Raw genomic sequence first — 14,982 nt, 5'->3', positions numbered from 1 at the left:
CAATTGAGACTCTAAATTTTTTGCCTTGCTTAGCTATCTAAAAGAAAGTTAAGCTCGGCTGTTAGAACTCAATCTGTACGAGTGCCCACACAGATGATTGCTTTATATTGTTAAAGAACGTTGCGACATTGTCGCTAGGGATGCGTATAATACATCCTTTATTTTTCGAGTCAACACTTAGTTTTAAACTTTCTTGCGAATATTTAAAACCGAAGTTTTATTTAACTCTCTGAGTTGTTCGTGCTTCGCTATGCGTTGGCGTTTCCCGTCTCAGTGGGGTCGCATTATAGGGAGATCCAAAAACAGATCAACACTTTTTTTGATCTTTTTTGATTTAATTGACTGTTCGAACAAATTTAGTGCATAAAGGTGGTTTTTAATACAATAAAAGGGCTTTTACAGCCCTTTTGTTACTTAACAATAAACTTCCAACCAGCTTTTGCTTGCTGTTTAGACTCTTGTTGGAGCTCACTTGCCATTAGCGGGTGCGCTTTTAGCCAATCATTTTCAAATATTAGTGTTAGAGCGTCATTATTAACAGTTAATACTAATTTTGGTAATACATCATCTTGGCGACGCATTGATAAGATCACTGCGATCCTAAGCAACCGTGTTACATACTGAGTAAGCTGAGCATGGCAGCCTAAATACTCAAAAACATTCTTTTGCAGATCTGAACGATGTGCATTCGCTACAGCCGCAATAATTTTATGCTCCGATTGTGAAAAGCCTGGCATATCGGTGTTTTCTAAAATATAAGCGGTGTGCTTTTGATATTGCTTATACTCAATTAACAAACCAATCTCATGCAATTGCGCAATCGCTTTTAGTAAAGGCAGGCCACTATTGTTGAATAGTGGCCACTGCTCGCTGACTTGAGCTGCGAGGTGACTGGCGAGTTCTGCAACTCGGTTCGCTTGTTTTTGATCGACATGATAACGGCTCATCAGGCCATCAACAGTGCGCTTTCGAATATCATGATTATGAAACTCAGGGACCATGCTATAAAGCACACCTTCACGAAGTGCGCCTCCTGCTAATCCCATTTTATCAATTTCAAGCGCTTCGAATAAAGCAATTAAAATAGCGAGCCCTGACACAAAAACTAAACGTCTTTCTTCACTAAGCCCAGGTAAATCGAGCTCAGCGATGGTCTCATAGGCGATCGATTGCTTTTTAATTTTATTGAGTTTATCTAAACTCAGTGTTTCATCGAGTGATTGTGCCACCATAATTTCTTGGATAGCTTGTACAGTACCCGATGCACCTGATGCAATCTCCCAACCCGCCACTTTATAACTTGGCGCTATATCATCAATAACTACTCGTGCGGCTTTAATAGCAGCATTGAAATTAGCGTCATTGAGTTTACAGTCTTTAAAGTAACGTTCTAGGTAGGTAACACAGCCCATGTTTAGGCTTTTATAATGTAGTGCGTCGAATCCCTTACCTATAACTACCTCAGTACTGGCACCGCCAATATCTATTACTAGTTGGCGACCACTACATGAAGATGTATGCGCAACGCCTTTATAAATAGTGCGCGCTTCTAGCTCACCACTAATGACATTAATTTTATGCGCAAGGATTTGCTCGGCTTTGATTTTAAATTCATCAGCATTCGTTGCTAAGCGCAAAGTAGCGGTGGCAACAATAGTAATGTTGTTTTTAGGGATATCTTGAAGACGCTCTGCAAATAGTGCGAGACATTCCCAGCCTCGTTGCATTGCTTCTGTGCTCAGTAAATTATCATCATTTAGCCCTGCGGCTAATCTGACTTTGCGTTTAACTCGGCCTATTGTTTGTAAGCCGCCAGCAATTGACTTAGCGATCAACATGTGAAAACTGTTAGATCCTAAATCAATTACTGCATAAACATTTTTTTGCGGTTTAAGTTGCCCCACCGTTCAAAAACCTCTAGTTACTACTACGACTATAACGACGGTCGCAATTACGACCGTGCTTTTTGGTAACTATTGTTTGGTCTACGTCCGCTGTTGTTACTACGACTACGTGGGCCTGTTGAATAATTACGCTTTCTTTGAATAGTAGGCTTAGTTAAATCATCAAGCAATGCACTTTTATCATAATGTGATAAAGGAATGCTGTGCTCTATGTATTCTTCAATTTCATGAAGATTATATGCGTACTGCTCACATGCAAAACTAATTGCCTTACCTGATGCCCCAGCGCGTGCTGTACGGCCAATACGATGAACATAATCTTCACAATCATCTGGTAAGTCGAAGTTAAATACATGACTCACTTCAGGGATATGTAAGCCACGAGCAGCAACATCTGTTGCCACAAGGAAGTCTAAATCACCTTTAGAGAATTGCGCTAAAATTGATTGGCGTTTTTTCTGATTTACGTCACCAGTGAGCATTCCCACCCGGTGTCCATCAGACTTTAACCATGCATAAACCGTTTCACAGCTATGTTTAGTATTTGCAAACACAATGGCTTTCTCAGGCCATTCTTCTTCAATCAAAGTTAATAACAGCTTAACTTTATCTTCTTGAGAAGGATGAAATAACTCTTCAACAATGCGCTTGCCAGTTTTCACATCAGGTTCAATTTGTACATGCTCTGGGTTTGTCATGTGCTCAAACGCCAGTTCTTGTACGCGATACGATAACGTTGCTGAAAATAATAAATTAAGGCGTTGTGATGTATCCGGCATACGGCGGAACATATAGCGAATGTCTTTTATGAAACCCAAATCAAACATACGATCGGCTTCATCAAGTACCACTACTTCGATTTCATTGAGGGTGTAACACCCTTGTTTATATAAATCGATTAAGCGCCCTGTGGTGCCAATTAAAATATCAACGCCTTTTTCTAATTGTGCACGTTGTTTTTCGTAATCTTCGCCACCATATACTAAACCTAAGTTAAGATTACAGTGTGGCGCTAAAATTTTTGCATCTTTGTGGATCTGAATCGCAAGCTCCCGAGTAGGGGCCATGATCAGGGCTCTTGGATGTTTACTAGGTGCTTTGCTAGATTGTAATAACCGATGGCACGTGGCAGTTAAAAACGCCAACGTTTTGCCTGTACCTGTTTGTGCTTGACCCGCAATGTCGCGGCCATCACAAATAAAAGGTAGGCATTTAGCTTGTATGGGTGTGCAATATTCAAACCCACTTTCGGTTAACCCGGCAACCACTTCCGGTGCAATAGCAAAGTCTGAAAACTTTTTATCGGTCAAATGTGTCTTAGTCATAGCGTTTAAGCATAACGTTTAAACTTGCAATAAGAAACAAGAGTGTTTAAATACGCATTAAATAATTCGCCTAACTTATCGGAGAGCGCAATGAGCGAGAAAATTATTCAATTAACTGACGATGGCTTTGAAGCTGACGTTTTACAATCAGACAAGCCTGTATTAGTTGATTTTTGGGCAGAATGGTGTGGACCGTGTAAAATGATCGCGCCAATTCTTAATGAAGTGGCAGAAGAGTTTGATGGCCGTGTTGTAATCGGTAAATTAAACATCGACCAAAATGCGGGCACACCACCTAAATTTGGTATTCGTGGTATCCCTACGTTACTTCTTTTCAAAGAAGGCCAAGTTGCGGCAACTAAAGTGGGTGCACTTTCTAAAACTCAACTTGTTGAGTTTTTAGAAAACAACATCTAAAAATATGCCTAAAAAAAGGGCAACTGCCCTTTTTTTTAATTTTTTTTGTATAAAGACTGGACGCCTAGCGAATGACCTGCTAGTTTATAAAGCCAACTAATCCTTAGTTTACCAACAAACCTCTCTCACTAATCAATATCGATTATATGAGCATGATAACTGTAATAAAGAACCCACCAATATGCATTTACGCGAATTAAAAGACAAGTCGATCAAAGAACTTGTAGACTTAGCTGAGTCCATGGGGCTCGAAAACGTAGCCCGCTTAAGAAAGCAAGATATTATCTTTGCTATCCTTAAAGCCCACGCCAAAAGTGGAGAGAACATTTTTGGCGGTGGTGTATTAGAAATCTTACAGGATGGTTTTGGTTTCTTAAGATCATCAGAAGCCTCTTACCTTGCTGGTCCTGATGACATTTATATATCACCTAGCCAAATTCGTCGTTTTAGTATGCGTACTGGTGATTCTATAATGGGTCTCATACGTCCACCTAAAGACGGTGAACGTTACTTTGCATTACTAAAAGTAAACGAAGTAAATTTTGATAAACCTGAAAACTCTCGCACGAAAATTCTTTTTGAAAATCTTACCCCGCTACATGCAAACGAACGTTTACGTATGGAACGCGGTAATGGTAGCACCGAAGATATCACTGCTCGAGTACTTGATTTAGCCTCACCAATTGGCCGTGGTCAACGTGGTTTATTAGTAGCACCGCCTAAAGCGGGTAAAACAATGCTACTACAAAATATTGCGCAATCGATTACCCATAACCACCCAGATGCGACATTGATGGTACTACTTATCGATGAGCGTCCAGAAGAAGTTACTGAGATGCAACGCCTAGTAAAAGGTGAAGTTATTGCATCAACGTTTGATGAACCAGCAAGCCGTCACGTACAAGTTGCTGAAATGGTAATTGAAAAAGCAAAACGTTTAGTTGAGCACAAAAAAGATGTAATCATCTTACTGGATTCAATCACACGTTTAGCACGTGCTTATAACACGGTAATTCCTTCATCAGGTAAAGTACTTACTGGTGGTGTTGATGCTAACGCCCTGCATAAACCAAAGCGTTTCTTTGGTGCTGCGCGTAACGTTGAAGAAGGCGGTAGTTTAACTATTATCGCAACTGCGCTTATCGATACCGGCTCTAAGATGGATGAAGTTATCTACGAAGAGTTTAAAGGTACTGGTAATATGGAATTACACTTAAATCGTAAGATTGCTGAAAAACGTGTATTCCCTGCAATCGACTTTAACCGCTCAGGTACCCGTCGCGAAGAGCTACTGACTAAACCTGATGAACTACAAAAAATGTGGATTTTACGCAAAATAGTTCATGAAATGTCTGAAATTGATGCTATGGAGTTTTTAATTGATAAACTCTCTATGAGCAAAACCAATGATGAATTTTTTGATTCGATGAAGCGTCAATAATTCTCTTTACTAGATTCTAAAATGCCTGTTAATACAGGCATTTTTTTTGCCCATCCCTAAATATCACTCCTATTATAAATTTGTTTTATTAATCTCTTTGCTCTGTTTCCTATAGACGAAAATCATCAGACTGCGCAGTATTGAGTAAATATTAAAACTGCGATTATTTAAATCTAGCACACAGTAATGCCACTCAATAAAACGCTCAACTCGCTTTATTGGTTAGTAGTAACTTATAGCCTTGATGTAACGACCCATTAAGCTTATATATCGCTCTTTTAAGTCAGCTGTTGTGATAGCTGCTTAATCAAATCATCTACTAATTCTTTTACGTCTGCATCACTGCTGGGGTTATGTTTCTGTGATAAGAGTGATTTATCTAAGCACATCGCTGCATTAGCTACATCAGTTAATGAAAATATCTGTGCGGCACCAAGGATACGATGGCTATCTTGCTGTAATGCAATATAGTCCTTTGCTGCAAGGTGCTGTGTAAGTGATGCTATTTCATCATCAAAGCTGGCAATAAAACTCGTCACTAAATCGCTAATATCAGGATTAGCTAAAGGTAGCGTGCTGGTACTATTTAAATGCGCTGCGAGTGCCTGATAAAACACTTCTTTTTCTATTGGCTTACTTAAATAGCCAGTAAATCCCATCGCTAAGTAATTATCTATTTCATGACTCATTGCATTAGCTGTTAAAGCAAAAATAGGTTTATTAAAACCACACTTATTTAACAGTTCAAATGCACTAAGGCCATCCATTACTGGCATCTGTATATCTAATAAAACAACATCTGGAAATTCACTGAGGCACTGTTCAACTGCTTGCTCACCATTACTTACTGAGATCACTTCAAGGCCAATCGACTTTAAAAAGCGCGTTATTAGTCTACGATTGTCGGGATGATCTTCTGCTAATAATACTCGCCCAACTAGACCTTTAGTTGCAGCTGGTTTTGAGTTGTCGGTAGCAAGAAGGGTTGGCGCATACTCTTTACATGGCACATTAAAAATAAACTCACTGCCATTACCATGCTCACTTTCAACACTAATATAACCCCCCATCATAATTGCTAATTGCTGGGAAAGACTCAAACCAAGTCCTGAACCACCGAACCTGCGAGTGATGGTATTATCGCCTTGTTGAAAACATTCAAAAATGTTTTTTATTTGCTCTGTATTCATACCAATCCCCGTATCAATCACTTTAAAGCATACGCCTTGTTCGGTGTGATTAATATCCAGAGTAACACTGCCATGCTCGGTAAATTTGATCGCATTAGTCAGTAGGTTTATTAGTATTTGCTTAACGCGGATCATATCTAACTTAGTCCAATAACTCGAGCCTAAGTGATTTTCTAATAGCAGCGTTAAACCTTTGCTTTTAGCCTGCATACTTGACATAGCATAAACATCATTAACAAGCCCCACGAGGTCAAACTCGCTAACATGTAAATCTAAACGGTTTGCTTCTATCTTACTAATATCGAGCACATCATTAATCAAATCTTTTAAATGATCGCTATGTTTTTTAATAACTAACAATTCTGTTTGTAATTGTTGGGGCTGATATAAACCATGTAACAAGTCGTCTGTTTGCCCTAAAATAGCGGTAAGTGGTGTGCGTATTTCATGGCTGATATTAGCCAAAAACTGGCTCTTAACTTGATTCGCGGCACGTAGCTCTTGTGCCACATATTGTAATTCTTGAGTACGTTGCTCAACTTTTTGCTCTAATTGGGTTTTGGCCTTTTTTTCGATTGCACGGCGATATAATACAACTGCACAGATCAATACCAACATCAGCACAATAGACAGTAAAATAGTTAACTGTGAGCGTTTTTCAATCTTTAATTCTTGTAGGCTACGCTCTTGTTTAAGCTGTTTAATTTCTTGGTTTAACTGGTTCGACTGAAACTGAGACTGAAATACATTTAACGCTTTCATAACCTCTTCACTGGTTATGCTACGTTGATAATCGACAAACTGTTGGTGCAGATGAATAGCCCGCTTATAGTCACCGGCACCAGCACTTAACAACGCCTCGATACCTAAGCCGTCTTTAATGCGCAATTCATCTTTATATTCTTTGGCTAGTGATATTGATTGTTGTAAATTTTGCTCCGCAATATCAATATCCCCCATCACTAATTGCACTTTAGCTAAAACATGTAAAGAAGCTAACCGTAAGGATTGATTATCTATCTGCAGGGCGTATTTTTGAGCTGCTTGTGCGTGATACAAAGCTGCATCCAACTCATCTATTTTTAAATTTATGTTAGCTAAGTTGGTATGCTGTACGGATAATTGATAGGCGTCATTAACACTTTGATAATAGCGTAAAGCGAGCTGGTAATAGTGCAACGCTAATTGATTTTGACCCGACTCAGTATAAGCAACCCCCATGTTGCCATAGGCACGAGCAATCCCCTCTTCATCACCCAATTGCTGAAATACATCGAGCACTTCACGATAAATTTCAAGTGCCGAATCATAGCTAGATAAACGAATATAGATGCCCGCAATATTATGAAGAATATCAGCTTTGTCTTGCGCGCTACCATCTATTTCATAAAGTGCTTTTGCCTGCTGGTAATGCTCTAAAGCAAGCTCCATGTTGTGCATATTAAAATATGCAAGGCCAATATTACTTAGCAAGTTGGCTTGTTTTAATGGACTCTTTAAACGTACCGCTAAGTTTAACGCACGGCTGTAATCAATAATGGCTTGTTGTAATAAACCTTGAAAATATTGCACCACGCCCTGCATTTTTATTGCTCGAAAATGTAACTCAGGCAGGTTTTCAAATGTACTATGCTGCTCAAGCAACTGATAATAATGCAATGCTTGGGGATAATTACTCAACTCAAACGCACGCTCAGCTAAACCAGAATAAATAGCAACTTGTTGCTGATTTGATAATTGTGTAGACAATAATTGGGTAGCTAACAGCTGCTTTTCAGACCATTCATCCGTAACTTTAAATTGTTCAAAAAGTGCGATTGGTTGTTGAGCATTACCTGATTGAGAAAAAACGCCAAGCACACTAATCGAGCAAATAAATAATAGGCGCTTAAACTGACCCAGCATAATTTTTTCCTTGGAATTTTGTTAGCAGTAGAAGCTATGATAGTTTAGTCAAGATACACCAATAACTAGACTGTAAACAATGCTTAACCCACTGATTGATGAGATTTTCGAGTTAATTTTAACGAAGCACATTTGGAAGGTTCACACTTTAGCATTGGAATTATCTGAGCGTGGTGTAATTAATGACTTAGATACAGATCCATACCGTGATCTGTTTAAGCGTAACTTTTTAATTATGAATGCACTTTATCAACTGCAGCAACAACTGTTGCCAAATCAATATTTATTGGTAGCCAGTTTACATATAGAGCTCACCGATAATCCAGATAAGATAACCATTGCAGCGCATGACTCATTACAAGCGTACTATCTAGATTGGCAAAATTACGATGCCTCGATAACAGAAGTTAAATCACTGTTAGATAAATTTTGGCGTACTTTTCGTGCATCACCAACAATAAATACGCTTGATCAACAACAACGCCAGACATTATTAAAGCACTGGGAATTACCTGACGATTTTTCTATGCAGGCATTGCAAAAGCGCTGGCGGCAGTTGGCAACACAATATCATCCAGATAAACAACATGGTAATGCAGAGCAGTTTAAACAGTTAAAAAATGAATATGAGCAGCTTAGGGCAAGCTGCTCAAAAGCATCATAAGCAATAATTAACGAGTTAAACGACGGGCACGAATTTTACGGCCTTTAATATTACCTTCCGTTAATTTTCGTAGCGCGGGCTTTGAGCTATTACGTTCGACAGCCACAAAAGCCACATTATCAAGCACATTAATTTTACCGACTTGACGTCCGGCAACACCATCTTTACCGGTTAATGCACCTAAAATATCACCTGCGCGTACCTTTTGCTTTTTACCTGAATCGATCATTAGTGTCACCATTTGTGGTTTGTATGGTGGCTTTTCAAGTAGGCTAAACGGCGGTAATTGTTCTGGTAAAAAATCACATTCATAATGGTCACCAATTTGTGCCACTTTGAATTGTTCTGCATCGCCATAAATAGAGCATGCAATGCCTTTTTTACCAGCACGACCAGTTCGACCAATACGGTGTACGTGGGTTTGTGGGTCATGGGCAAGGTGGTAGTTAATCACCATATCCATATCATCGATGTCTAAACCACGAGCGGCTACATCAGTGGCCACTAAAATCGAGGCGCTTTTATTAGCAAAGTGGATCAAGGTGCGCTCACGATCTCGCTGCTCTAAATCACCATGCAATGACACGGCACTGAAGCCTTCATCAGCTAAATCATCACACACCTGTTGAGTTTCGACCTTGGTATTACAAAACACCACACAACTTTCTGGTTGAAACTTCAGCAGCAACAATTTTAATGTATTAAAACGTTGTTTGTTATTATCCATTTTATAAAAGTACTGTTTAATAGTACTTTTTTCTTGCTCTTCTTCAACCTTCACCATAACAGGATTGCTTAATACACGCTTGGCAATCGCTTCTATTGCGCGCGGAAAAGTGGCGCTAAATAATAAAGTTTGACGCTGTTTTGGAATACGCTCAATAATTGCATCCAAAGTGTCTTGAAAGCCCATATCAAGCATTTGATCGGCTTCATCAAGTACTAGCGTGTCTACATCATCTAAACGTAGCGTACCTTTGCGAATATGATCATCTACACGCCCAGGTGTGCCAACAATAATATGTGCACCATGCTCTAGTGAACCAATTTGTGGACCAATCGACACGCCACCACATAGAGTTAATATTTTTATATTGTGAATACCACGCGCTAATTTACGCATTTCCACAGCTACTTGCTCAGCCAACTCACGGGTTGGACAAAGCACTAAAGACTGTATACGAAAACGCTTAACATTAAGCTTGGCCAACACACCTAAACTAAATGCGGCAGTTTTACCTGAGCCAGTTTTAGCTTGTGCAATGATGTCTTTACCTTCAAGCACTGGCGGCAGGCTTTGCGCCTGTACAGCGGTCATTTGGGTGTAACCTAAAGTCGATAAGTTATCGACCAAACCTGATGGTAAAGCGAGTGATGAAAAAGCTGTAGCGGTCAAAGTAATTTCCAGTGCAATAAGTAAACATGAAAAGCCGCTGCAGATGCCCGACTTAGTTATGCTGCATAATAGCAGAATATACAAATTGCTACCATTAAGCTGACCATATTCTCAATAAACATTCACCATAACATCACCACCGATAGGCATTTATCTCATCTACTTTTGTTGCTCAGTATTAAATGCTTTAATAACCCTCACTTGAAAATATAACCAGGTCAATAATGAAAAAAATCATCACCGGATTACTGCTAGCCGGCAGCTTTTTAGCCAATGCCGCCGAGCCTGAATTTACCGCAAAGCAACTTCAGCAAGTCACCGAACTAAGAACTAATGCCAGTAACAGCGAGTTAAGCTATCAATTGCTTGAATCGCTTACTACTGAAATAGGACCTCGCTTACCTGGTACAGAAAATGATAAAAAAGCCGTTGCGTGGGCCCAAGCTAAATTTAAAGAGCTTGGTTTTGATAAAGTATGGCTAGAAGAGGCAACCTTCCCTGAGTGGCGTCGTTTTAGTGAAAGTGGCAAAATTTTAACGCCAAGCGAGCAACCTTTGCACCTAACAGCATTAGGCCACAGCGTTAGCACACCAAAAGATGGCATTACCGCTGAAGTTGTATTATTTGAAACGCTTGATGAACTTATCGCAGCACCAGCAAACAGCTTAAAAGGTAAAATAGCTTATATAAATTACCATATGAACCGCCATATTGATGGCAATGGTTATGGTCCTGCTGTTCGTGCTCGCTCAACAGGTTCAGTTGAGGCTGCAAAAAAAGGCGCGATTGGTTATATGATGCGTTCTGTTAGCACCGCACATCACCGCTTTGCTCATACCGGTGGCAGTCACTATCAAGAAGGTGTTACGAAAATCCCTAATGTGACCATTGCTAATCCTGATGCAGATCAGCTAGCTCGCTTAGTTGCACTAGGTAAAAATGTTACCGTAAATATCAATGTGCAAACTGAAGATCGCGGCCAAGGTACTGGCTATAACGTGATTGGTCAGTTCAATGGCACACAAAACCCTGAACAATACGTACTGATTGGCGGTCATTTAGATTCTTGGGATTTAGGCACTGGCGCACTTGATGATGGTGCAGGCGTTGCGTTAACCATGGCTGCTGCCAAACATATTAGTGAAATAAAACGCCCTAAACGCAGCATTCGTGTAGTGTTATTTGCCGCCGAAGAGCTAGGATTATGGGGCGCTAAAGCTTATTTTAAAAAGCATGCAAATGAACTTGATAAAATTGTTGCCGCCGCTGAATCTGACTTTGGTGCTGATGTAGTGTATGGCTTTGAATCGAATGTATCTGCAGCCTCGTTGCCAGTAGTGCGTGCAATAGCCAAGCAACTTGCGCCGTTAAATGTTGAATACATAGGTAAAAATAGCGCTAATGGTGGGCCTGATTTAATTCCATTTAAAAATGCCACCAGCGCGCCAATTTTTGAGCTGCACCAAGACGGTACTGATTACTTTGACTACCATCACACTGCTGATGATACGCTTGATAAGATCGATCCGGCTAAACTTAAGCAAAATACCGCAGCATATGCTGTATTTGCGTTAATGGCAGCTGATGCTAAAACTACAATTAAAGCAAAGCCTGTAGCAAGCAAATAAGCTAACCAAACATACTTTCTTACAGTTTTCTGCTTTGCATCTAACCTTCCTTGTTTTAATTTAACGTAAAACAAGGAAGGGAAAAAAGGTCATATGCTACTATTCAATACCAGCGATTCATTGTCGTTTTTCAGCCAAATAAAAACCTGCCCACACTGTCATCATGATGACTATCGACTACAAAACCACAGCCGCTTTTTGCGTTTTTCAATTGTCCCTATGCTGCCATTAGCATGGCATTATCAATACCAGTGTAGCCATTGCCAGCACAATGTACAGCTTTCAATTATGCAACTGCCATGGTTAGAAAAGCTTTCTTTGATCAAATATTTTATAGGCTCGATATTACTTATCTGGTTATCTATTTACTTTTATACACAACATCTTGATGAGCTAAAAGCCAAACAAGCAATACTCAGCCAGCCACAAGCATTCGATACTTACTTGGTACATGCTGATAAGTTTTCTAACGAACCATTGCGCCCTGAAAACCTAAAAGTAGCCCAAGTACTCGAGTTTGATGACCAAAATATCACCTTTCAAATCAGCAATTATCGCTATAAACGCGACAGCGGCATTACTATGGCTATGCGTACCAGCTTATTGGTACAAAAAGATTATTTTTCATCAAAAACAATTACTTTACCGCGCAGCGAAGTACAGCGTTTATATGATGAAGGTGCTATTTATGATGTACTGCGCCCTTACGCATATAGCTTATATGGTGGTTTTGTGATGTTCCCACCACGCCCTAAACCGCTATATGAAGGGGTGAAGCTTAATAAAAATAATCAGCAAGGCATCATCTATTACAAAGATGGGTTATTTCCTGAAGCGTTCGAAAGCTTTTTACTCGCCAGCAAAGAAGGCTCACAATGGGGTCAGCTTAATACTGCGCAAATGTATCGTGATGGTGAAGGGGTAGAAAAAGATATCAGCCAAGCTATTTATTGGTATCAACAAGCTGCAGGGCAAAATAACCACAAAGCCAAATTACAACTCAAAGAGCTGTGCCTTGAGTATTCCTGTTAATATAGCCAAACTACCTACAACAAGTGGATATAAATATGGCAAGCTTTTAGCTTGCCATTTAACACGTAAATACGACTGTTACATTGTTAAGTGTTAGTCTAAAAAGGTCAGCACTTGTTGATAATAACGAGTGCGATGTTCTTGCTTATAAAAACCATGCCCTTCATCTTTAAGCAGTTCATATATATAAGGATGTTTAGCTTTTTTAAGAGCCGCAATCAGTGATTCGGCTTGCTCAATCGGTGCACGCTGATCTTCACCACCATGCACTATCAGCACTGGAGCCTTTAACTTATCAATATTATAGCTAGGTGAAAAAGCCTTTAGTTGCGCTTCATCTGTACCCAATACATTCTGTAAATAACGTTGGCCACTATCGCGCTCCGCAACATCCCCTTCTTTAAACATTAAGGGCAAATCATAAACGCCAACAACGCCAATCGCACACTTAAACATATCAGGTTCTAAAATCGCACTTTGTAACGCTGAGTATCCACCAAAGCTCGCGCCCATAATGCAGATATTGTTTTTATTAACTGTACCCTGCTCAACTAAATACTTCACACCATCTATAATATCAAATTGAATTTCAGCTCCCCATTTTCGATGCCCAGCATGCTCAAAGTTACGGCCAAAACCACCTGAACCTCTAAAATTAACTTTTAGTACGGCCATACCACGGCTTGCAAGCAACTGTGCATCAAGGTCGAATCCCCACCAATCGCGCGGGCCATGTGGACCACCATGTGGCATAACCACTAAAGGTAAGTTTTTTTCTATGGTATTATTCGGTACTGTTAAGTAGCCATAAATAGTTAAACCATCTCGACTGGTATAACTTACAGGCTTGGTCTGCGCCATTTGTTCTGCATCAATCCAACGACGGGATGCAAACAAAAATCGTAAGTTATTACTTTTGGCATCGAATAAATAATATTGTCCAGGGTTACGATCATTAGAGGCATAAATAATATTAGTGTCGCCATCTTCAGTACTGCTAACGAGTTGCACTTGTTCACCAGGTAAAGCGGAGATTAATGATTTTAAACGCATGCTTTTATCTGATTGCCCATCGACAAAAGCATAAGTTGGATAACCTAGTTCGGTTTCAATCGCAAATAGCTCTTTTGATGCTTCATCGACCCATATTTGCTTTGGTGAGACTTTCTCTTCTTTATGAATTAAATCAACTGCTCTGGTTTTTAGATTCAATTTATATAAGCCTTGAGCTTCACCACTTATTGATGCTGTGATATAGACAGCATCACCACTACTATCAAAAGCGTGCAACTCCACATCACTGTAAGTCAAATCACCTAAATCAAGTGCTTGCCAATCTCCACCTGACTTTTCACGGGTATGTATTGTAGACTTAATATAATCATCACTGGAAACAGCCACTCTGACATTTCCTTCATGGTCGGTCAAAAAGTTGGCCATACGTGACGGGGAGCGCGTAACTTTACGACGCTTCCCTGAAAAAATATCAACCTCATAAACAACAGTGTGCGGTTCACTACTTGATGTCCACGGGTAAGTCACTATAAGCATTTTATCTTCATCGTGGATTAAAGGATCCAGCAAATAAGAGGTGCCATAAAGTGGTGTGGCTTTTTTGATATGAGAGCCAGTTTGCATTTCGCCAAGATAGCCAACTAAGTACTTAGCTTTTGAGCCATCAGCATTCACGCCATATAATTCACCATAATATTCAGGGTGATCTTGCCAGCCGTGTAAGTATTCTTTTGCAACTACAACCCGATCATCACTTACCCAATGATAAGCACCAACTTGGGCATTGCTCTCAAAATTAATAGCGTGGTGAATTGTAAATTTTTTAGCATCTAAAATAACCAGCACTTTTTTACCTTCAGGTTGCATAATTACTGCAAGGTAGCTCCCATTAGGAGAGATTTTAACTTGGCTATATTCACTGCTGCGGCTGAAGTCATCGACTGCTGGAGCTGATTGATTTGCATCACTCATGAAGCTGACAACACACAAAGTAATAACAACAATCAACTGCATCATTTTGCTCATACAACATTCTTTTAAATTTATATTTTTATAATTGCTACAA

10 protein-coding genes are annotated in these 14,982 nt (G+C 39.7%); 5 read left to right on the top strand and 5 right to left on the bottom strand.

The window, feature by feature from the left end; translation table 11 throughout:
• Positions 1-410: 410 nt before the first annotated feature.
• On the bottom strand, positions 411-1,904 hold the full coding sequence (gppA, locus tag H5200_RS03760) for a guanosine-5'-triphosphate,3'-diphosphate diphosphatase (protein ID WP_182739426.1): 1,494 nt from the start codon (positions 1,902-1,904) through the stop codon (positions 411-413).
• A gap of 47 nt (positions 1,905-1,951) precedes the next feature.
• Entirely contained in the window at positions 1,952-3,229 is a 1,278-nt protein-coding gene (gene rhlB / locus H5200_RS03755) for an ATP-dependent RNA helicase RhlB (RefSeq protein ID WP_145239899.1), read from the bottom strand.
• 90 nt (positions 3,230-3,319) lie between these two features.
• On the opposite strand from rhlB, the gene trxA reads away from it, so the two are divergent.
• On the top strand, positions 3,320-3,646 hold the full coding sequence (trxA, locus tag H5200_RS03750) for a thioredoxin TrxA (RefSeq protein WP_145239901.1): 327 nt from the start codon (positions 3,320-3,322) through the stop codon (positions 3,644-3,646).
• Positions 3,647-3,827: 181 nt separating this feature from the next.
• Positions 3,828-5,087 (top strand): transcription termination factor Rho, encoded by a 1,260-nt coding sequence (gene rho / locus H5200_RS03745; protein ID WP_064666866.1) that lies wholly within the window; start codon positions 3,828-3,830, stop codon positions 5,085-5,087.
• 278 nt (positions 5,088-5,365) lie between these two features.
• Here the strand turns inward: rho and H5200_RS03740 are convergent, their stop codons facing one another.
• Positions 5,366-8,182, bottom strand: a complete 2,817-nt coding sequence (locus H5200_RS03740) for an ATP-binding protein (protein WP_182760963.1) — start codon at positions 8,180-8,182, stop codon at positions 5,366-5,368.
• A gap of 79 nt (positions 8,183-8,261) precedes the next feature.
• On the opposite strand from H5200_RS03740, the gene H5200_RS03735 reads away from it, so the two are divergent.
• Entirely contained in the window at positions 8,262-8,846 is a 585-nt protein-coding gene (locus H5200_RS03735; RefSeq protein WP_182739428.1) for a DNA-J related domain-containing protein, read from the top strand.
• Between the two features lie 7 nt (positions 8,847-8,853).
• Here H5200_RS03735 and dbpA read toward each other — a convergent pair whose 3' ends face one another.
• Positions 8,854-10,242: an ATP-dependent RNA helicase DbpA gene (dbpA, locus tag H5200_RS03730; RefSeq protein WP_145239907.1), complete on the bottom strand. Its 1,389-nt coding sequence runs from the start codon at positions 10,240-10,242 to the stop codon at positions 8,854-8,856.
• 224 nt (positions 10,243-10,466) lie between these two features.
• On the opposite strand from dbpA, the gene H5200_RS03725 reads away from it, so the two are divergent.
• The gene (locus H5200_RS03725; RefSeq protein WP_182717463.1) at positions 10,467-11,870 is read left to right on the top strand and encodes a M20/M25/M40 family metallo-hydrolase; all 1,404 of its coding nucleotides are present in this window, start codon (positions 10,467-10,469) and stop codon (positions 11,868-11,870) included.
• Positions 11,871-11,963: 93 nt separating this feature from the next.
• Positions 11,964-12,902 carry a tetratricopeptide repeat protein gene (locus tag H5200_RS03720; protein WP_182717464.1) on the top strand — a complete coding sequence of 313 codons (939 nt, stop codon included), beginning with the start codon at positions 11,964-11,966 and terminating at the stop codon, positions 12,900-12,902.
• Positions 12,903-12,995: 93 nt separating this feature from the next.
• On the opposite strand, the gene H5200_RS03715 is transcribed toward H5200_RS03720, so the two are convergent.
• Positions 12,996-14,942: a S9 family peptidase gene (locus H5200_RS03715; protein ID WP_259399166.1), complete on the bottom strand. Its 1,947-nt coding sequence runs from the start codon at positions 14,940-14,942 to the stop codon at positions 12,996-12,998.
• Positions 14,943-14,982 lie beyond the last annotated feature (40 nt).

The organism is Pseudoalteromonas sp. SG43-7, from assembly GCF_014164295.1.
In the GTDB taxonomy this organism is placed as follows: Bacteria; Pseudomonadota; Gammaproteobacteria; order Enterobacterales; family Alteromonadaceae; genus Pseudoalteromonas; species Pseudoalteromonas rhizosphaerae.
This window is presented reverse-complemented; position numbering and strand designations above follow the sequence as displayed.

What these genes read in the sequence shown, in the direction of transcription:
- H5200_RS03725 (WP_182717463.1), top strand. Translation starts at nt 10,467, where the DNA reads ATGAAAAAAATCATCACCGGATTACTGCTAGCCGGCAGCTTTTTAGCC.
- H5200_RS03720 (WP_182717464.1), top strand. Translation starts at nt 11,964, where the DNA reads ATGCTACTATTCAATACCAGCGATTCATTGTCGTTTTTCAGCCAAATA.
- rho (WP_064666866.1), top strand. Translation starts at nt 3,828, where the DNA reads ATGCATTTACGCGAATTAAAAGACAAGTCGATCAAAGAACTTGTAGAC.
- trxA (WP_145239901.1), top strand. Translation starts at nt 3,320, where the DNA reads ATGAGCGAGAAAATTATTCAATTAACTGACGATGGCTTTGAAGCTGAC.
- H5200_RS03735 (WP_182739428.1), top strand. Translation starts at nt 8,262, where the DNA reads ATGCTTAACCCACTGATTGATGAGATTTTCGAGTTAATTTTAACGAAG.
- rhlB (WP_145239899.1), bottom strand. Translation starts at nt 3,229, where the DNA reads ATGACTAAGACACATTTGACCGATAAAAAGTTTTCAGACTTTGCTATT.
- H5200_RS03715 (WP_259399166.1), bottom strand. Translation starts at nt 14,942, where the DNA reads ATGAGCAAAATGATGCAGTTGATTGTTGTTATTACTTTGTGTGTTGTC.
- H5200_RS03740 (WP_182760963.1), bottom strand. Translation starts at nt 8,182, where the DNA reads ATGCTGGGTCAGTTTAAGCGCCTATTATTTATTTGCTCGATTAGTGTG.